At 75.0% G+C, this 18382-nt stretch carries 14 protein-coding genes; 5 read left to right on the forward strand and 9 right to left on the reverse strand.

Annotation, left to right across the window (positions count from 1 at the left end):
- Window positions 1-50: 50 nt before the first annotated feature.
- The 3 genes from ACJ6WD_RS33205 to purD all read right to left on the reverse strand — a co-directional run bounded on the left by ACJ6WD_RS33205 (window position 51) and on the right by purD (window position 5327).
- The gene (locus ACJ6WD_RS33205) at window positions 51-1532 is read right to left on the reverse strand and encodes a N,N-dimethylformamidase beta subunit family domain-containing protein (protein ID WP_233660352.1); all 1482 of its coding nucleotides are present in this window, start codon (window positions 1530-1532) and stop codon (window positions 51-53) included.
- A gap of 180 nt (window positions 1533-1712) precedes the next feature.
- The gene (locus ACJ6WD_RS33210; RefSeq protein ID WP_376440917.1) at window positions 1713-3617 is read right to left on the reverse strand and encodes a hypothetical protein; all 1905 of its coding nucleotides are present in this window, start codon (window positions 3615-3617) and stop codon (window positions 1713-1715) included.
- A 453-nt stretch (window positions 3618-4070) separates the two neighbouring features.
- Window positions 4071-5327 carry a phosphoribosylamine--glycine ligase gene (purD, locus tag ACJ6WD_RS33215; protein WP_233660350.1) on the reverse strand — a complete coding sequence of 419 codons (1257 nt, stop codon included), beginning with the start codon at window positions 5325-5327 and terminating at the stop codon, window positions 4071-4073.
- A 291-nt stretch (window positions 5328-5618) separates the two neighbouring features.
- On the opposite strand from purD, the gene ACJ6WD_RS33220 reads away from it, so the two are divergent.
- Window positions 5619-6431: an SLATT domain-containing protein gene (locus ACJ6WD_RS33220; RefSeq protein ID WP_233660349.1), complete on the forward strand. Its 813-nt coding sequence runs from the start codon at window positions 5619-5621 to the stop codon at window positions 6429-6431.
- 60 nt (window positions 6432-6491) lie between these two features.
- On the opposite strand, the gene ACJ6WD_RS33225 is transcribed toward ACJ6WD_RS33220, so the two are convergent.
- The 4 genes from ACJ6WD_RS33225 to ACJ6WD_RS33240 form a co-directional block, all read right to left on the reverse strand.
- Window positions 6492-7142, reverse strand: a complete 651-nt coding sequence (locus ACJ6WD_RS33225) for a hypothetical protein (RefSeq protein ID WP_016571036.1) — start codon at window positions 7140-7142, stop codon at window positions 6492-6494.
- Between the two features lie 96 nt (window positions 7143-7238).
- Window positions 7239-7922 (reverse strand): GntR family transcriptional regulator, encoded by a 684-nt coding sequence (locus ACJ6WD_RS33230; protein ID WP_233660348.1) that lies wholly within the window; start codon window positions 7920-7922, stop codon window positions 7239-7241.
- Between the two features lie 152 nt (window positions 7923-8074).
- Window positions 8075-9433 carry an aspartate aminotransferase family protein gene (locus ACJ6WD_RS33235; RefSeq protein WP_331248389.1) on the reverse strand — a complete coding sequence of 453 codons (1359 nt, stop codon included), beginning with the start codon at window positions 9431-9433 and terminating at the stop codon, window positions 8075-8077.
- A gap of 239 nt (window positions 9434-9672) precedes the next feature.
- The gene (locus ACJ6WD_RS33240; protein WP_233660346.1) at window positions 9673-10473 is read right to left on the reverse strand and encodes a VTC domain-containing protein; all 801 of its coding nucleotides are present in this window, start codon (window positions 10471-10473) and stop codon (window positions 9673-9675) included.
- 361 nt (window positions 10474-10834) lie between these two features.
- Between ACJ6WD_RS33240 and ACJ6WD_RS33245 the strand changes: the two genes are divergently transcribed.
- Window positions 10835-12376: a serine/threonine-protein kinase gene (locus ACJ6WD_RS33245; protein ID WP_407617121.1), complete on the forward strand. Its 1542-nt coding sequence runs from the start codon at window positions 10835-10837 to the stop codon at window positions 12374-12376.
- Between the two features lie 83 nt (window positions 12377-12459).
- On the opposite strand, the gene ACJ6WD_RS33250 is transcribed toward ACJ6WD_RS33245, so the two are convergent.
- Window positions 12460-13746, reverse strand: coding sequence for an adenylosuccinate synthase (locus tag ACJ6WD_RS33250; protein ID WP_016571031.1), 1287 nt, complete (start codon window positions 13744-13746; stop codon window positions 12460-12462).
- Between the two features lie 237 nt (window positions 13747-13983).
- On the opposite strand from ACJ6WD_RS33250, the gene ACJ6WD_RS33255 reads away from it, so the two are divergent.
- Window positions 13984-15000 carry a hypothetical protein gene (locus ACJ6WD_RS33255; RefSeq protein ID WP_233660344.1) on the forward strand — a complete coding sequence of 339 codons (1017 nt, stop codon included), beginning with the start codon at window positions 13984-13986 and terminating at the stop codon, window positions 14998-15000.
- A 50-nt stretch (window positions 15001-15050) separates the two neighbouring features.
- Here the strand turns inward: ACJ6WD_RS33255 and ACJ6WD_RS33260 are convergent, their stop codons facing one another.
- Window positions 15051-15611 carry a GbsR/MarR family transcriptional regulator gene (locus tag ACJ6WD_RS33260; protein ID WP_233660343.1) on the reverse strand — a complete coding sequence of 187 codons (561 nt, stop codon included), beginning with the start codon at window positions 15609-15611 and terminating at the stop codon, window positions 15051-15053.
- 93 nt (window positions 15612-15704) lie between these two features.
- Between ACJ6WD_RS33260 and ACJ6WD_RS33265 the strand changes: the two genes are divergently transcribed.
- Window positions 15705-16694 (forward strand): ABC transporter ATP-binding protein, encoded by a 990-nt coding sequence (locus tag ACJ6WD_RS33265; protein WP_407617122.1) that lies wholly within the window; start codon window positions 15705-15707, stop codon window positions 16692-16694.
- Window positions 16691-18349 (forward strand): ABC transporter permease, encoded by a 1659-nt coding sequence (locus ACJ6WD_RS33270; RefSeq protein WP_407617123.1) that lies wholly within the window; start codon window positions 16691-16693, stop codon window positions 18347-18349. The genes ACJ6WD_RS33265 and ACJ6WD_RS33270 overlap by 4 nt, the downstream gene beginning before the upstream one ends.
- The last annotated feature ends 33 nt before the right edge of the window (window positions 18350-18382 follow it).

Consider the following 18382-nt stretch of genomic DNA (forward strand, 5'->3'; position numbering starts at 1 on the left):
GCGGTGCTCGTGCGGGGAGCGGCGTCGGCCGGCGCGGGTGCGGCGCGGGCTCAGTCGCGCTTGCAGATGCGGTCGAGGAGGTTGGCGGTGGCGCGCTGGACGCGCTGGTCGACGTGGCCGGGCCGGTCGAGGGCGGGCGACCAGGCGAAGGTGCCGGAGGAGAAGACCAGGGCGCCGCTGGGGGCGCGGTACAGCGAGGTCTCCTGGTGGCGACGGACGCCCTCGCCGTCGCGGTACGGGGAGTGCGAGAGCAGGATGCGGCGGGTGTGCGCGGGCAGGCTCGTGCGCGGGAAGTAGCGGTCGGCCTCGCCGGCGACCAGGCCGGGGAGTTCGTCGCCCTCGTGGGCGCCGGTGGCCTCCCACAGCCAGTGGTCGGCGTTGCGCACGACCAGGGGGGCGGGCTCGGGGACCCGGCCGGCGTACTGGATGCCCATCAACCGCTGCTCCGGATCGCCGAGTTCGCGCCAGAGGGCGGGGCGGCCGGGGCCCTGGCGCTTGCGGCAGTTGAGCAGCGAGTCGGGGCCGGCCGGTGACGGGGAGAGCTCCACCTGCCAGTACATGGTGTTGGCGGAGAGGAAGACCAGGGAGGTGCCGCTGTCGCGGGCGGCCTCGACCGTGCGGCGCATGGGCACCGACCAGTACTCGTCGTGGCCGGGGAAGACCAGGCCGCGGTAGCGGGTGGCGTCGACCCGGCCGGCGTGCAGGTCGCGGGCGTCGGCGTAGGCGAGGTCGTAGCCGTAGCGCTCGGCCCAGCGGATGAAGTCGTAGGCGTGGCCCACGTGCAGCGGCAGACCGGCGCCGGCGTAGGGGCGGTCGAAGGAGACGGTGGTGGCGGCGTCCCGCTCGCCGAGGAGGGCGCCCCCGTCGTCCCAGGCGTGGTAGAGGCTGGCGCCGGTGCGGCCGTCCTCGGGGTAGAGGTTGTACGCCTGCCAGGTGACGTCGGGGAGCAGCAGCAGGAGGTCGGCGGGCTGGTCGTCGCGGACCGTGAACGGGATGTGCGAGCGGTAGCGGCCGTCGACGGTGGTCAGGACGGCGACGTAGGCGCCGAGCTGCCAGTAGGTGGGGACCTGGAGGCGCCAGGACAGCCACCAGTGGTGGCAGGAGACGGTGCGCCCGACGAGCAGGGGGGCCGGCTGGACGATGCCGGCGAGCCGGGGGCTGGTGGTGATCTTGGCGGCGCCGGCGCCGGAGTAGTGGCCGATGCGGTAGACGTCGATGCTGAACGGCTGCGGCGGATCGACCGAGACCCGGAAGTCGATGGCCTCGCCGGGGGCCACCGTGCCGCGGACGGCGAACCCCTTGATCTGGCGGTGGATGTCGTCGGCGGTGCGGGGGCCGTTGTGTTTTCGGGGCGCGGGCAGTCGCAGGTCGCCGCGGGCGACGGCGGGATCGACGTACCAGGGAATGATCCGGCCGGAGTCGAAGTAGGTCTCGCTGCCGCGCAGCCAGGGCAACGGGCCCTGCCCGAACGGATCCGTGACCGCGTGGGCGAGGGCGCCCGATTCCCAGCGCCTGATCTGTTCCGTCGCCACCTTCCACTCCCCTCCCGCGTCCCCCATGGCCGCGGCCGACCGGGCCTTACCCACCCCCCAGCACATCACATTACGCACTCACTTCGTCACCCTTCGTCGTGAATTTAGGTGCCCTTGGCCCGAAGCACGAACTGGAAGGGAACATTCAGCCGGCCCGGCGGGCACCCCGCACGCCGGGGCTCACGCCAGCCGGACCGGCTTCTCCGGACGCACCCCGATCCGGTGCAGCCAGCCGCGGAGCGGTTCGGCGTCACCGTCGTCGACCAGGCTGAGGACCGGGCGGCCCAGGTCGGCGCGGCGGGCGCCGTCCACGAGGAGGGCCGGGCCGTCGAGCCAGTCCAGGCCGGGGGCGGCTCCGGCGGTGTCCACGGCGGCGCAGCAGACCATGGCGGTGACGTGGTCGGCGAGCAGTTCGCGGGCGGTGCGGGGCGGCTGGAGGGGGAAGAGCGGGAGGCCGTCGTCGGCCGGGTCGTCGCCCCGGCCGGGGTCGGCGGTGCCGTCCCGCCCGGAGCGGGTGGCCTGGCGGGCGGCCTCCTCGCGCTCCTCCCGGGCGACCTCGGCACCGAGCCGGGCGGCGAGGAGGTCGCCGGAGCCGGGATCGCGGGCCAGCCGGTCGATGACCCGGGCCAGCGTCGGGCCGGGGAGCGGCGCGGGGGCGGCGGCCTCGGCGGCGCCCGGCGGCTCGCCCGCACCGGGGGTGCCGGCCGGTGCGGGCGCCTCCGCGCGGCTCGAACGGAGGGGGGAGCCCGGGGGCGGGGCGGCGGGGTCGAGGGCTCGGGGCAGGCCCTCGCCGTGCGGGGCCGCGGGCGTACGGGCGCGGGCGCCGGCGTAGGTCAGGGGCGGTGCGGTGGCGGTGGCGGGCGGGTCCGCGGGGGTGCGGTCCGCCGCCCGGTCGGGGTCGGCCGGGCCGGCCGCCGGCAGTTCGTCGAGGACCCGGTGGAGGCGGGCGGCCTCCAACCGCCACTTCCGGTCGACGATCTCCTCGGGGTACTGCTGCCAGGCGACCGGCGACCAGTGCGGGCCGGGCTCGGCCGGGCCGCCGTGGAAGAGGCGGGCGGCCAGCAGGGAGGCGGCGCGGTCGATGGTGCCGGGCTCCTCCAGGAGGTCGCAGGCGGGGCGCTCGCCCAAGCGGGAGGCGAAGCCCTGGGCGAGCCGGTCGCGGCGGGAGAGCTCGGTGAGCGCGGAGACCACGCCGGCGTCCAGCCGGGAGGGCCAGCGCCCCATCCGCCACGCGGGCAGCGCGACCCGGGTCAGCAGCCGGTCCCAGCCGGCGTAGGCCAGACCGACCTGTTCCTGGGCGACGATCCGCAGGCCGTAGTCGACGCTCTGGGCGCGCTCGGAGGCGGCGGCCGCGACCCCGCGCTCCATCAGCACGACGTGGTCGCCGACGGCGCGCAGCAGCAGCCGGGCGACCCGGCCGACGAAGCGCAGCGGGAGGGCGCGCAGCGGGCCCCGGGCGCGGGCGGCGACCCCGGCGGCCGCGTCCAGTCCCCGGATGAAGCGGCGGGCGGCGGCTATGTCGGGATGCGCGGACGGGCCGGTGCCGGCGACGACGGGGGCCAACAGGGCGCGCAGCTCGGCGACCCGCATCCACCACAGGAACGGCGAACCGATGACCAGGACCGGGGCCTCCGGTGCCCGGCGGCCGGCCCGTCGGGCGGGGCGCGGCGGGCCGTGGGCGCGGTGCGTGCGGTCCTCCAACCAGCTGTCGCAGTCCGGGGTGAGGGCTATCGCGGAGGGGGCCGGGACGTCGAGGCGGTCGGCGAGGTCGCGGACCAGGCGGTAGAGGTCCGGGGCCGCCTCCTCGGCGACCGGCACGGAGGGGCTGAGCGCGGGCCGGGCGCGGGCCACGACCACCGAGACCAGCGTCGCCAGCAGCAGGCTCAGCACGGTGAGGGAGCCGACGGCCCACCGGGCGACGGCCCAGCCGCCTTCGGTGCCGAGCCGGCCGGTGGCGCCCCCCACCAGGAGGACCACGGCGACCGCGGCCGGCAGCAGGGCGAGCGCCAGCGCCGCACCGCGGACGCGGAGCACCGCGAGGGCGCGGCCACGCGCCGCCAGGACGCCTGTTTCCGGACTTGCCACGAGCCTGTACACCCCCTGCGGTCCTGCTTGTCGCGGGACGGAGAGAACGCGGGACGGACGGACGAAGGTCGTGCGGTGTGCGGGCGAGCGAGCGAGCCCACTCCCCACCACTGTGGCACCGGCCACTGACATCGCAATGTCGGTGGGCCAGTTGCCGGACGCCGCCGGGACGCCGACGCCGGAATCCGGCGCCGCGACCGCAGGACGCTTGCGCCGCACCTTAGTTGGGGGTGCGGGGTTCGTCAGCAGGATGCCCGCGTGGTCACTCGATGGAATGGCTTTGGGTAAAGCCGGGAGCCGGATGCGTACCGTTCTGGGCGCCTTCCTGCCGGGTGGCCCGCCCGCAACGCAACTGGGGCATATGTCAAGGAAATGACACATGCCCCAGTCCGTGACGCCCGGTGGCGACTCCGCTCCGCGCGGGCCGCCGAGGCGGCCGGGAGCCGCCGTGCCCTACTCCCCGGCGGCCGCCTTCGCGGCGATGTCGGTGCGGTGGTGCGCGCCGTCCAGCGCGATCCGGTCCACGGAGCGGTAGGCGCGCTCGCGGGCGGTGGCCAGGTCGGCGCCGGTGGCGGTGACGGACAGCACCCGGCCGCCCGCGCTGAGCACCGCGCCGTCCGCGCCGCGCCGGGTGCCGGCGTGCAGCACGTAGGCGTCGGGGGCGTCCTGCTCGGCGACCTCGGCCAGGCCGTCGATCGGGTCGCCGGTGCGCGGGGTGCCCGGGTAGTTGTGGGAGGCGATGACGACGGTGACCGCGGCGCCGTCGCTCCAGCGCAGCGGCGGGAAGGCCGCCAGGGCGCCGGTCGCCGCGGCGCGCAGCAGGCCGGCCAGCGGGGTCTTCAGGCGGGCCAGCACGACCTGGGTCTCGGGGTCGCCGAAGCGGGCGTTGAACTCGATCACGCGCACGCCGCGGGAGGTGATCGCCAGACCCGCGTAGAGCAGCCCGGAGAACGGGGTGCCGCGGCGGCGCAGCTCGTCGACGGTGGGCTGCAGGACGGTCTGGAGCACCTCGTCGACCAGCTTGGGGTCGGCCCACGGCAGCGGGCTGTAGGCGCCCATGCCGCCGGTGTTGGGGCCCTGGTCGCCGTCGTGGGCGCGCTTGAAGTCCTGGGCGGGCTGGAGCGGCACGACGGTCTCGCCGTCGGTGACGGCGAAGAGGGAGACCTCCGGGCCGTCGAGGAACTCCTCGATGACCACCCGGTCGCAGGCGTTGGCGTGCGCGCGGGCCACCGCGACGTCCTCGGTGACCACCACGCCCTTGCCGGCGGCCAGCCCGTCGTCCTTGACGACGTACGGCGCGCCGAAGGCGTCCAGGGCCGTGTCGACCTCCTCCGGGGTGGTGCAGACGTAGCTGCGGGCGGTGGGCACGCCGGCGGCGGCCATCACGTCCTTGGCGAACGCCTTGGAGCCCTCCAGCTCGGCGGCCCGGGCCGACGGGCCGAAGGCCGGGATGCCGCGCTCGCGGACCGCGTCCGCGACGCCGGCGACCAGCGGGGCCTCGGGGCCGACGACGACGAGGTCGGCGGCCAGGCCCACGGCGAGGTCGGCCACCGCCCGCCCGTCGAGGGCGTCGACCTCGTGGAGTTCGGCCACCTCGGCGATCCCGGCGTTGCCGGGGGCGCAGTGCAGCGCGGTGACGTCGGGGTCGAGGGACAGGGAGCGGCACAGGGCGTGTTCGCGGGCGCCGCCGCCGATGACGAGGACCTTCACGCAGTGCAGCCTAGACGAACGCACCAACCGGCCGACCGCCGGGTATGCCCCGATCGCACAAGGAGGGATCCCGCCCGGAAACGCCGGCACCCTCGCCGTCGGCCCGCACGACGGCAACTCTTTCGGGTGAGACCCGTGAGCGCCCTATACCGGATCCCGCACCACTTCCGGGCGGAAAACGGGCGATCTTGGGACAGAGGCCAGCCGTTCGGCGGTAGGAAAGGGGGCGGTGCTCGGCCCTCCCGTAGGTCCTCCGCGCACCTCACGATCCGCGTACGAGGGAGCGCACGGGTGAGTCAGCCGGAGATGCAGCCCGAGGGGCCCCCTCGGGGCGAGGGCGGGTCCGACCGGGGCCGCGGACGGTCCCCGGACCGCCACCGGGACCAGGGGCGACCGCAGCGCCGCCCCGCGGGCCCGCTCCGGGGCCGCGGCGACCTCGTGGGGCGGGCGTTCCCGCACGGCGACTGGGGGGAGCCGGGCGACCGGCTGGACGCGCTGTACCTGTGGAGCGAGGAGGGCGCGCTGCGCACCGCCGACTGGTACCTGCGCGACCGGCTGGCCAAGCGGCGCGGGGCCCGCGCGCTGCGGACGGGGGCCGCGGCCGGGGTGACCGCGGGCGGGGCGCTGCCGCTGCTGGACCTCGCCGGGGTCTGGGAGCACGGGGCGCCCTGGGGCGCGCTGACGCTGCTGCTGGCCGCGGTGTGCGTGGGCTGCGACCGGTACTTCGGGATGACCGCGGGGTGGATGCGGGACCTGGCCACCGCCCAGGCGATCCACCGGCGGCTGGAGGCGCTCCAGTTCGACTGGGCGGCGGAGAGCGTGCGGGAGGTGCTCGGGCCGGCGGAGGGCACCGCGAGCGAGGCGGCGGAGCGCTGCCTGGCCGTGCTGCGGCGGTTCAACGAGGACATCGGCGAGCTGGTCCGCACGGAGACGACGGACTGGATGGTGGAGTTCCGGTCCGCCCCGGTGCCGCAGGCCAGCCACGCCGTGCTGCCGTGGACGGCGGCGCGGTCGGAGGGTCCGGGGCACCCGGGGCGGTTCCTGCGATCGCCCGGCACGCGGCCGAACATGCCGCGGCAACGGCCGCCGGAGGCCCCGCGCTGAGCGGCGAGCGGGCGGGAGCCCGGTGGGGCCGGGGCGGACCCGCCGCCCCGGCCGGTCCGCTCAGCTGAAAACGATCATGGAGCCCTGGCCCAGGCTCCGGGTGGCGGCCGCGTGCAGCCCGAGCCAGACGTGCCGTTCCCGGGCGAACGGGCCGTCGTCCGTGGGGACCGCGGTGGCCCGTTCTTCCAGGGAGGTGGGACCGGCCGGCGGCGCGGGGGCGGCCGGCGGGTTCGCCGGATCGATGCCCAGTGCCGGGGCGACCAGTTCGAGGTCCCGCAACAGCCCGTGGGAGGAGCCCAGCGGGCCGCCGCCGGCCAGCAGTTCCTCGGTGGCGAGCGGGTGCGGGAAGTCGACCGGGACGTAGGCGCCCGCGTGGTCGTAGTGCCAGACCAGGTGGGACTGCTGCGCGGTGGTCTCGAACATCTCCAGCAACTGCTCGTAGTCGCCGCCCAGTTCGTCGACCGGGGTCACCTCCAGGCCGCACAGTTGCAGCAGGTAGGCGCGGCGCAGGAAGTGCAGCGCGTCGTAGTCGAAGCCGGCGACCGGTGCCACGTCACCGGAGAGGCCCGGCATGTAGGAGAAGACCGGGATCTCCGGCAGGCCCGCGTCCACCAGGGCCTCGTTGTAGGCGGCGATCTCTTCGGAGAACGGGTTGTCGGGGCTGTGGCACAGCACATCGACGAGGGGTACCAGCCACAGGTCACATGCCACGGGTGGGGGCTCGCTTCCGGTAGGGGACAGAGGGCACCGGCGCACGTACAGCCACGGGTACGGCCCATTACGGCCGATGGTCGGGACAGCGTAGTGCTAGCCGGCCGTTCCCACGAGAGCGAGGGAGTGCTCGTTGTACTCGGCGATCAGCCGCTGGGCGTCCGGCAGGTCGTGCCGCAGCAGGGCGTCGGCCAACTCGCTGTGACCGTGCCACAGGCGGTCCTTGAGGCGGGGGTCGCGGCGCAGCAGGGGCACCGCGAACATCCAGGTCTGGACGCGGATCCGGTCCAGGAAGTCGCTGATGTAGGGGTTCTGGACGATGCCGCTGAGTTCGCGCCAGAACCGCAGGTCGTAGCCGATGAGGACATCCAGGTCGCCGGCCCGGGCGGCGCGTTCGGCCTCTTCGGCACGGCGGCGGATGGAGATCAGCACCTCCGCGGGGGTGGCCAGCAGCGCCCGTTCGGCGTCGCTGCGGAAGATGCCCTCGATGATCAGGGTGCGGGCCTCGACCATGGCGCGGAAGTCGTCGGTGGTGAAGGCGTGCACCTTGAAACCGCGGTGCTGCTCGACGTCGAGCAGGCCCTGGGCGCACAGGTCGAGCAGCGCCTCGCGCACCGGGGTCGCGGAGACGCCGTACTGGTCGGCGATCTCCTTGACGGTGAACGGGTGACCGGACGGCAGCCGGCCGGCCAGGATCTCGTCGCGCAGCGCGTCGGCGATCTGCTCGCGCAGGGTGCTGCGCCGTATCACTGAGCTGGAGCTGTCCGAGCCCGGGGCCATTCGGTGCGTCTCCTTCGACGTCCATGACCGCAGGTGGGAGCGGCCCGCCCCCACCATAGGCGAGGGGATGGCCACGGTTTCACGTGAAACCACGCGCGCGGCCGCCGCCCACGAGGGGCGGGGCCGCGCGCAGGTGCTGTCCGGTGGACGCGTCAGACGGTGTGCGCGTCAGCGACGGTCAGGGCCGCGTCGAGGGCGGTGAGGCCCTCCTTGACCTCGGCCTCGGTGACGGTGCAGGCCGGGACGACGTGGGTGCGGTTCATGTTCACGAACGGCCACAGGCCGCCGCGCTTGCAGGCCGCGGCGAACTCGGCCATCGGGGCGTTGTCGGCGCCGGCCGCGTTGTAGGGCACCAGCGGCTCGCGGGTCTCCTTGTTGCGGACCAGGTCGAGGGCCCAGAAGACGCCCAGGCCGCGGACCTCGCCGACCGACGGGTGCCGCTCGGCGATCTCGCGCAGCGCGGGGCCGATGACCTTCTCGCCGATCTCCGCGGCGTTCTCCACGATCCGCTCCTCGGCCATCGCGTTGAGCGTGGCGACGGCGGAGGCGCAGGCCAGCGGGTGACCGGAGTAGGTCAGGCCGCCGGGGTAGGGCCGCTGGTCGAAGGTGGCGGCGATCTCGGCGTTGATGGCCACGCCGCCGAGCGGGACGTAGCCGGAGTTGACGCCCTTGGCGAAGGTCAGCAGGTCGGGGGTGACGTCGAAGTGGTCGGCGGCGAACCAGTGGCCGGTGCGGCCGAAGCCCGCCATCACCTCGTCGAGGATGAAGACGATGCCGTAGCGATCGCAGATCTCGCGGACGCCGGCGAGGTAGCCGGGCGGCGGGACCATGATGCCGGCGGTGCCGGGCACGGTCTCCAGGATGATCGCGGCGATCGACTGGGGGCCCTCGAAGGCGATGGTCTGTTCCAGGTGGGCCAGGGCGCGCTCGCACTCCTGGGCCTCGTTCTCCGCGTGGAACGGCGAGCGGTACAGGAACGGTCCCCAGAAGTGGACGACGCCGGCCGCGCCGGTGTCCGAGGCCCAGCGGCGCGGGTCGCCGGTCAGGTTGATCGCGGCGGCGGTGGCGCCGTGGTACGAGCGGTAGGTGGACAGCACCTTGGCGCGGCCGGTGTGCAGCCGGGCCATGCGGACGGCGTTCTCGACCGCCTCGGCGCCGCCGTTGGTGAAGAAGATCTTGTCCAGGTCGCCGGGGGTGCGCTCGGCGATCAGCCGGGCGGCCTCGGAGCGGACGTCCACGGCGAAGCCCGGGGCGAGGGTGCAGAGCTTGCCGGCCTGCTCCTGGATGGCCGCGACGACCTTGGGGTGCTGGTGACCGATGTTGGTGTTGACCAGCTGGGAGGCGAAGTCGAGGTAGCGGTTGCCGTCGTAGTCCCAGAAGTACGAGCCCTCGGCACCGGCGACCGGCAGCGGGTCGATCAGGCCCTGGGCGGACCAGGAGTGGAAGACGTGCGCGCGGTCGGCGGCCTTGACGGCGGCGCCGGCGGCGGGGTCTGGGGGCAACGTGCTCACGGTCAGTACCTCGGATCGGTCGCGGGGGTCCGTCGCTGGACAGGAACGGCGAACGGCTCCCAGCCTAAGGATCACGGTGCGCTGACCGGTACCGACAGTGTGTATGGCGCTCACCACGCGCGCGGACAGAATGTCTACGGTCCTGGAGGAATCTCCAGGGATGCCCGGGGGTGGGGGTACCTGCCCCCGGGCATCGTCAGGAGCCGCGGCGCTCAGGGCTGGTCGCCCCGCGCACCGGCTCAGGCCGCCGCGGCGGTGGGGAAGGCGGTCCGGACCGGCCCGCGCCAGTGGTTGGCGTACAGGTTCGGCCGGAGCGCCGACAGACCGCCGCAGTACTTGGTGAAGTCGGCGGCCTGGACGCCGTACTCGGTCAGCAGCCGGTCGGCCTCGGTGAGCCGGCCGGCGGTCTTGGTCTCGACGACGACCAGCCCGCCGTCGGCCCGCACGGTGCGGCCGGTCGCCAGGTCGCGGCAGACCAGGGCGGCGTCGCAGGTGACGCGCTGGCCGTCGGCGACGAAGGTGGCCCGCTGGTAGTCGGTCCCGATGGAGCGGCCCAGTTCGGTGGGGGCCTCGATGCCGTAGGAGCGGTCGAGCACGGTGGCGAGGAAGTCCCGCGGGGCCTCGCCCAGGGCCTGGTCGCCGGGGAGCAGCGGCTGCCGGTGCTTGACCGTGCGGCCGTGCTCGCCCTTGAGCTTGACCTCGAACTGCCGCTCGCCGGTGTCGGCGTAGAGCCGTTCACGGATCTTGAAGCGGAGCACGTTGCGCTGCCGGTGGTCGTGGAAGGACCGCAGGTCGGGGGTGTCGTAGTAGACGGACTGGTAGCGGAACCAGCGGCGGCCGTTGATGCACAGGGCCGCGAACGGGCCGCCGGGGCGGTTGCGGTCGGTGAGTTCGGCCGCGAACGCGGCGAAGACGTCGACCGGGACGAGGTAGGTGGTGCTGAAGCGAGCCAGGAGTTCGGCGCGGGCCTGGACCTCGGCCAGCGGGACGGGGCGGGCGGCCATGGCCGCCCGCGCAAGGGCTCGTACGGCGGGTATCACACGGTCTCCTTGGGGTATTGGGGACGGGGGATCGTGCGGGTCCTGTCGTCGCTCTCTGCGGTTTTTCTCCTTTCTTTACGATCGATAACCCTGAAGAGTTCCGCGACACGGAATCAGTCATCCGTTGCGTCAGTTCCCGGACAGCGCAGTGGCACTGACGGCACCTCAGCCACCGGCCCGTACGTCCCAGCACGGGATCGGCCCTCGCGACCCGCAGGACCAGGGCCCGCCCCAACGGCCTTGCGGCTTGGCCGAATACCGCCCCACCGGCCGTGCGCCCGGTCTCGATATCCTCACCGCGGACGAGTGACCGCTCCCACCGAGCGGGGGCGGGGAAAGCCGGGCAAAGGGGCGGCGGATCATGGCACAGCCAGGACGGGCGGGGCAGCAGGGACGGGCCAAAGGGCTCGGAGGGCTGGCACCGCTCGACACGCACGACCCCCAGCGGATCGGCGAGTACCGCCTGCTGGGGCGGCTCGGCGAGGGCGGCATGGGCCGGGTGTTCCTGGCCCGGTCGGACCGCGGCCGGACCGCCGCGGTCAAATTGGTGCGGGCGGAACTGGCCCATCAGGAGGAGTTCCGGGCCCGCTTCCGCCGCGAGGTGCGGGCCGCCCGCACGGTGGGCGGCGAGTGGACCGCGCCCGTCCTGGACGCGGACACCGAGGCCGAGACCCCGTGGTTGGCCACCGGCTACATCGCCGGCCCCTCCCTCCAGCAGACCGTCGGCGGCACCGGCCCGCTGCCGGAACGCACGGTGCGGATCCTGGCCGCGGGACTGGCCCGCGCCCTGCGGTCCGTGCACGCCGCCGGCATCATCCACCGCGACCTCAAGCCGTCCAACGTCCTGCTGACCCTCGACGGGCCGCGGGTCATCGACTTCGGCATCGCGCGGGCCCTGGAGGGCGTCAGCACCAGCGCGGTGACGCACACCGGCTCCGCGGTCGGCTCGCCCGGCTTCATGGCGCCCGAACAGGTCCGCGGCGAGCCGCTCACGCCGGCCTGCGACGTCTTCTGCCTCGGCTCGGTGCTGGTCTACGCGGCCACCGGCCGGCCGCCGTTCGGCTCGGAGACGACCCTGCCGCACGCGATGATGTACCGCATCGCCGAACAGGAGCCGGACCTGACCGGGCTCCCCGAAGGACTGCGCGAGCTGGTCACCGCCTGTCTGGCGAAGGACCCGGCCCGCCGCCCGACGCCCGAGGAACTGGTGGCGTGGGCCGAGGACGTCCCGGACGCCTCCGGGGCGGCCGAGGACGAACCATGGCTCCCCGGGGCGCTCGTCGCCCGTCTGGGGCGGCACGCGGTGGAACTGCTGGAGACCGAGGACCCGCAGGACGGCACGGCCCGCACGCCCACCGCGGAGACCGCCGTCGCCTCGCCCGCCACCGTGGCACCGCCGGGCGCCCCCGCCCCGGCGCGTCGCCGGCGCACCGGCCGGACGCTGCTGGTCGCGGCCGCGCTGGTGCTGGCCGGCGGGGGCACCGCCGCCGCGTACGCGCTGCTCGGCGCGCCCGGCGACGGCAGCGCCGCCGCCACCGAGAAGACCACGGACCGGCCCACGACGCCGCCCGGCGGCATCCCCGCCGACTACCTGGGCATCTGGTCGACGACGATCGGCGACTCCCGGCTGGACGTGCGCCGCTTCACCCTGGTCCAGGGCAAGCCCGGCGAGGCGGTGCTCCGGATGGAGGCCACCGGGCCCACGTACGAATGCCGGTTCGTGGCCACCCTCAAGAGCGCCGGCCCGCCGGTGCGCCTGGGCCCGTCCACCGTGGTCTCCGGACCGCCCGACACCTGCCGCCCCGGCTCCCCCAGCACTCTGGAGCTGATGGGCGGCCAGCTGCGGCGCACCTTCGACGACGCGGGCGGCCTGGCGCCGCTGCTGTACACGAAGAAGGGGTGACGGCGGGGCGCTCGCCCCACCGTCACCCCGTCATCGGCGGCGCGGCCCGCGAGGACCGCACCGCCGGGGTCGTGCCGGACCCGTTACGACAGGAACGAGTTGATCTCGATCGTCTCGGTCCGGCCGGGGCCGACGCCGATCGCGGAGATCGGGGCGCCCGACATCTCCTCCAGCGCCTTGACGTACGCCTGGGCGTTCTTCGGCAGCTCGGCGAAGGTCTTGGCCTTGGTGATGTCCTCGGACCAGCCCGGCAGCATCTCGTAGATCGGCTTCGCGTGGTGGAAGTCGGTCTGGCTGTAGGGCAGCTCCTCGACGCGCTTGCCGTCGATCTCGTAGGCCACGCAGACCGGGATCTGCTCCCAGCCGGTGAGGACGTCGAGCTTGGTGAGGAAGAAGTCCGTCAGGCCGTTGACCCGGGTCGCGTAGCGGGCGATGACCGCGTCGAACCAGCCGCAGCGACGGTCGCGCCCGGTGGTGACGCCGCGCTCGCCGCCGATCCGGCGCAGCGCCTCGCCGTCCTCGTCGAACAGCTCCGTCGGGAACGGTCCGGCGCCCACCCGGGTGGTGTACGCCTTGAGGATGCCGATGACCCGGCTGATCTTCGTGGGGCCGACGCCCGCACCCGTGCAGGCACCGCCCGCGGTCGGGTTCGAGGAGGTCACGAAGGGGTACGTGCCGTGGTCGATGTCGAGCAGGGTGCCCTGCCCGCCCTCGAAGAGCACGACCTTGTCGTCGTCCAGGGCCTTGTTGAGGATCAGGGTGGTGTCGGCGACGTAGCCCTTGATCTGGTCGGCGTAGCCCAGCAGCTCCTCGACGACCTGCCCGGCCTCGATGGCGCGGCGGTTGTAGAGCTTGGTGAGCAGCTGGTTCTTGACGTCGAGGGCCGCCTCGACCTTCTGGGTCAGGATCGACTCGTCGTAGAGGTCCTGGACCCGGATGCCGGTGCGGTTGATCTTGTCGGCGTAGGTCGGGCCGATGCCCCGACCGGTGGTGCCGATCTTCCGCTTGCCGAGGAACCGTTCCGTCACCTTGTCGGTGGTGATGTTGTACGGCGTGATCAGATGCGCGTTACCGCTCAACAGCAGCTTGGACGTGTCGACGCCGCGCTCGTTGAGTCCGCTCAGCTCGGAGAGCAGGACCGCCGGGTCGACGACGACGCCGTTGCCGATGACCGGGGTGCACCCCGGCGAGAGGATTCCGGAAGGGAGGAGGTGCAGTGCGTACTTCTGGTCGCCCACGACGACCGTGTGGCCGGCGTTGTTGCCGCCCTGATAACGCACGACGTAGTCCACTGACCCACCGAGCAGATCGGTGGCCTTTCCCTTGCCCTCATCACCCCACTGAGCACCGAGCAGCACAAGTGCGGGCACAGGCGTACACCCCTTCCGGGCGGGGCATGTCCAACGTGCGTGGAAGGCGCGACGCCCGCGTGTTCACGCGTACGTCGTCGCCGGAGCCGTCGGACCGGTGCCCCGGAATAGACGAAGCCCCTGGCGCAATAGCGCAAGGGGCTCTTGCACCGAGATGCTACCTGAGGAAGGACCGAGGTGTCGGCGCAGTCTTCTGGGCACTCCCCCGCGGCGTCCGTTCGGGGGTGCCCCCTGCTTGTGGTCATCGACCCGGTCGCCCGCAGGACCGACGGCGAGTCCGTGCGGATCGCGAAGGACGTCCTGTGCGCCGGCGCCGGGGCGAAGATCTGCCTGCCGGAGGGGCCGGAGGAGTTCGCCCAGGCACTGGCCCGGCGCGGCCGGCGCCGCCCGGTGGTGATCGGCGACGACCGGGCGCTGCTGCGGGCGGTGGGCCTGCTGCACAAGGAGCGCGAGCTGGCCGGGGTGCCGCTGTCGCTGGTCCCGGTGGGTTTGCCGGAGGCCGTCGCGCTGAGCCGGACGCTGGGCGTGCCCACGGACGCGGTGGCCGCCGCGCGGACCGTCCTCGACGGCGGGGAGCGGCCGATGGACCTGCTCACGGACGACAGCGACGGCATCGTGCTGGGCGGGCTGCGGATCCCGTGCGGTGACACCTCCGGGGCGCTGCCGGAGTACGGGGCGTACGGGACCTCCGGCGTGGCGGCGGAGCCGGAGGGGCGGGCCGTCTGCGGGGCTCCGGAGCGGGTCGCGGACGAGGGCGGCGCGGGCCCCGGCGCGGATCCGACGGTCGGGCACCGGTCCTGGTGGAGGCCGGCGGCCCGCACCGCCCGTACGGCGCTGTCGCTGCTCACCACGCCCACGGCGGGGCGCTGGGGCGCTCCCCGGCCGGGGACGGCCGAGGAGGGCGCGGGGCGGCGCGGACGGGTGCCCGCGCAGCGACTGCGGCTGCGGATCGAGGCGGACGGCGCGCTGCTGGCGGATCTGGACCGGCCGGTGCGCGGCGTGTCGGTGGTGCCGTGGGCCGGCGACGACGGGGTCGTGGACGACGTCCCGGCCGGGCGGCCGGGCGGGCTGGCCGAGGTGGTCGTGCACTGGCCGGGCGGGGAGCGGCCGCTGCGGGCCCGGGCGCGGGCGGTGACGGTGTCCGGGGCGGACTTCCACTACCGCGCGGACGCGCTGGTCGGCGGGCCGGTGCGGACCCGGACCTGGACGGTGCAGCCGGGCGCCTGGCGGTTGCAGCTGCCCCGGCAGGGGTGAGCGGGGCGCGGCGCGCGGGCCCGGCGGGCGGGGGTGAGCGGGGGCGCGGGTCAGCGCCGACGGGCCGGGTCGGGCCCGGGCGCGCCCTCGTCGGTGGTCTCTTCGGTGCGGAGCAGTGCGAGGTGGTCGCGCCAGCGGTCCATCATGCCGATCAGCTCCTGCTGCATGAACTCCGTGAAGGCCAGCGTCTCGCCGAGCCGGCGGCCGGCGGCGCTCTCCCGGCCGAGGCTCTCCACGCCCTCGCGCAGCACGTCCTCCCAGCGGGTCAGGACGCTGTCCCGGCGGGTCAGGGCCTCGTACCACTGGTCGCTGTGGACGCGGTAGCGGTCGCGGCGGGAGCCGGGCTCGCGCTCGCGGCTGACCATGCCGACCTGCGAGAGGTAGCGGATCGCGCCGGAGACGGCCGCCGGACTCACCTGGAGCCGCTCGCCCAGGTCGGCGGAGGTCAGGACGCCGGAGTCGGAGGCCAGCAGGCAGGAGAAGACGCGGGCCGGCATCCGCTGCATCCCCGCGTCGACCATCTGCGCCGCGAACCGCTCCACGAACGTCAGGACCGCCGTGTCGTCGCGGGCGGCCGGCCGGCCCGTGTCCCGCTGTCGCTGCTCGCTCATCTCGGCATCATCTCCCCTGTTCAGAGCCGGTCCCTCAACTTTATACGGTTTCTTAACTTCACAAATTTGTGAAATGAACGTACCTTCGAAACCATGACCACGGCGATCTCCCCCGCCCCCGCGATCCGGGTGGCCGACCTCCACAAGTCCTTCGGCCGGACCCACGCGCTGGACGGCCTCGACCTGACCGTCGGGGCCGGTGAGGTGCACGGCTTCCTCGGCCCCAACGGCGCCGGGAAGTCCACCACCCTCCGCGTCCTGCTCGGCCTGCTGCGCGCCGACCGCGGCACCGCGCAGGTCCTCGGCCGGGACCCCTGGCAGGACGCGGTCGAGGTCCACCGCCGCGTCGCCTACGTCCCCGGCGACGTCACCCTGTGGCGCAACCTCTCCGGCGGGGAGGTCATCGACCTGTACGGACGGCTGCGCGGCTGGCTGGACCCCGCCCGGCGGGACGAGCTGCTGGAGCGCTTCGAGCTCGACCCGACGAAGAAGGGCCGCACCTACTCCAAGGGCAACCGCCAGAAGGTCGCCCTGGTCGCCGCCTTCGCCTCCGACGTCGACCTGCTGGTCCTCGACGAGCCGACCTCCGGACTGGACCCGCTGATGGAGGAGGTCTTCCAGAGCTGCGTCGCCGAGGAGCGCGACCGCGGCCGCACGGTCCTGCTCTCCAGCCACGTGCTGTCCGAGGTGGAGGCGCTCTGCGACCGCGTCAGCATCGTCCGCCGGGGCCGCACCGTCGAATCCGGCTCGCTGGGGGAGCTGCGCCACCTGACCCGGACCACCGTGGTGGCCGAGCTGGCCGGCCCGCCGGCCGGACTCGACGGGCTGTCCGGCGTCCACGGCCTCACCGTCCAGCCGCTCCAGGGCGGCCCGGCCTGCCGGGTGCGGCTCCAGGCCGACACCGACCGGCTCGGTGCGGTGCTCGGCCCGCTCGGCGCCGCCGGTCTGCGCAGCCTCACCAGCACCCCGCCCACCCTGGAGGAGCTCTTCCTGCGGCACTACCAGGACGACGTCCGCCCCGCCGCCCGCCCCGCCGCCCGACGCCGGGACGCCGCCCGCGCCGAAGGGGCGGTCTCCCGATGAGCGCCCTGGCCGCACCGGCCGCCGTCCGTCCGGCGGGGCCGCGCCACCTGGCCGGCACCGGCACGCTCCTGCGCCTGGCGCTGCGCCGCGACCGGCTGATGATCCCGGGCTGGGTGCTGGCCCTCGGCCTCGTGGTGGTCGCCACCGGCCCGTCCTTCGCCGCGCTCTACGACACCGCCGCCCGGCGCGCCGCGCTGGCCGCGTCGATGAACGCCAACGGCTCGCTGCGCGCCCTGTACGGACCGGTCCTCGCCGACTCGCTGGGCGGCCTGGTGGCCTGGCGGATGGTCGGGCTCGGGGCGGTGCTGGCGGCCCTGATGAGCCTGCTGATCGTCGTCCGGCACACCCGCGAGGAGGAGGAGACCGGCCGCCAGGAGCTCCTGTTGGCCGCCATGGTGGGGCGCCGGGCGCCGCTGACCGCGGCCCTGCTGGCGGCACTGATCGCCGACGCGGGGGTCGCCGCGCTGACCGCGGCCGGGCTGACCGCCACCGGCCGGCCGGTGGGCGGCTCGCTCGCCCTCGGCCTCGCGATCGGCGGCGCCGGCCTGCTCTTCGCCGCCCTGGCCGCGATCGCCGCCCAGCTCACCGAGAGCGCGCGGCTGGCCAGGGGACTGACCGGTGCGGCCCTGGGCGCCGCGTTCGCGCTGCGCGCCGCCGGCGACGCGTCCGACGGCGCCGGCGCCCCGGGCAGCGGCGGCGCCGCCGTGCTGACCTGGCTCTCCCCCGTCGGCTGGGCGCAGCACCTGCGCTCCTTCGCCGGCGAGCGCTGGTGGGTGCTCCTGCTGTTCGCCGCCGCCACGGCGCTGGCGGTCACGGCGGCCTACGCCCTGGCCGCCCGCCGCGACCTGGGCATGAGCTTCCTGCCGGCCCGCCCCGGCCCGGCCCGCGCGGCGCGCTCGCTCGGCGGGCCCGGCGGCCTGGCCTGGCGGTTGCAGCGGGCTTCCCTGGCCGGCTGGGCGGCCGGGTTCGCCCTGGCCGGGGCGGTGTTCGGCGGGATCGCCAAGGGCGCCGCGGGGATGGTCGGCGGCAACCAACGGACCCGGGAGATCTTCGAGCGGCTCGGCGGACAGCAGTCGCTGACGGACGCCTTCCTGGCCACGATCATCGGCCTGCTCGGCATGGTCGCGGCGCTCCACGCGGTGGGGGCGGTGCTCAGGCTGCGCGCGGAGGAGACCGGCGGGCGGGCCGAACCGGTCCTGGCCGGTGCGGTGGGCCGGCTGCGCTGGGCCGCCGGCCACCTGGTCCTCGCGCTGGTGGGCACCGCCGCGGTGCTGGCCGCCGGCGGGCTGACGCTGGGCGTGGCCTACGGCGCCTCGGTCGGCGACGTGGCCGGCGGCACCGGACGGGTGCTGGCCGCGGCCCTCGCCCAGGTCCCGGCGGCGTGGACGCTCGCCGCGGTGGCGACGGCCGTGCTCGGCGTGCTGCCCGCGGCCACCGGCGCGGTCTGGGCGCTGACCGGCGGCTGCCTCGCCCTGGGCTGGCTCGGGCCGGTGCTGCGCCTGCCCCGGTGGGCGCTGGACCTCTCGCCGTACGCGCACCTGCCCAAGCTGCCCGGCGGGGCGGTGACGGCCGCGCCCTTCCTCTGGCTGACGGCCCTGACGGCGGTGCTGCTCTGCGTCGGGCTGGTCGGACTCCGCCGGCGCGACATCGGCTGATCCCGCGGCCGGGCGCCACCGGAGCCGGCGCGG

Source organism: Streptomyces sp. VTCC 41912, from assembly GCF_045799175.1.
GTDB classification, from domain to species: domain Bacteria; phylum Actinomycetota; class Actinomycetes; order Streptomycetales; family Streptomycetaceae; genus Streptomyces; species Streptomyces albulus_C.

Coding starts and splice junctions, on each gene's coding strand:
- ACJ6WD_RS33270 (WP_407617123.1), top strand. CDS start 16,691: ATGAGCGCCCTGGCCGCACCGGCCGCCGTCCGTCCGGCGGGGCCGCGC.
- ACJ6WD_RS33230 (WP_233660348.1), bottom strand. CDS start 7,922: ATGGCCCCGGGCTCGGACAGCTCCAGCTCAGTGATACGGCGCAGCACC.
- ACJ6WD_RS33245 (WP_407617121.1), top strand. CDS start 10,835: ATGGCACAGCCAGGACGGGCGGGGCAGCAGGGACGGGCCAAAGGGCTC.
- ACJ6WD_RS33265 (WP_407617122.1), top strand. CDS start 15,705: ATGACCACGGCGATCTCCCCCGCCCCCGCGATCCGGGTGGCCGACCTC.
- ACJ6WD_RS33260 (WP_233660343.1), bottom strand. CDS start 15,611: ATGAGCGAGCAGCGACAGCGGGACACGGGCCGGCCGGCCGCCCGCGAC.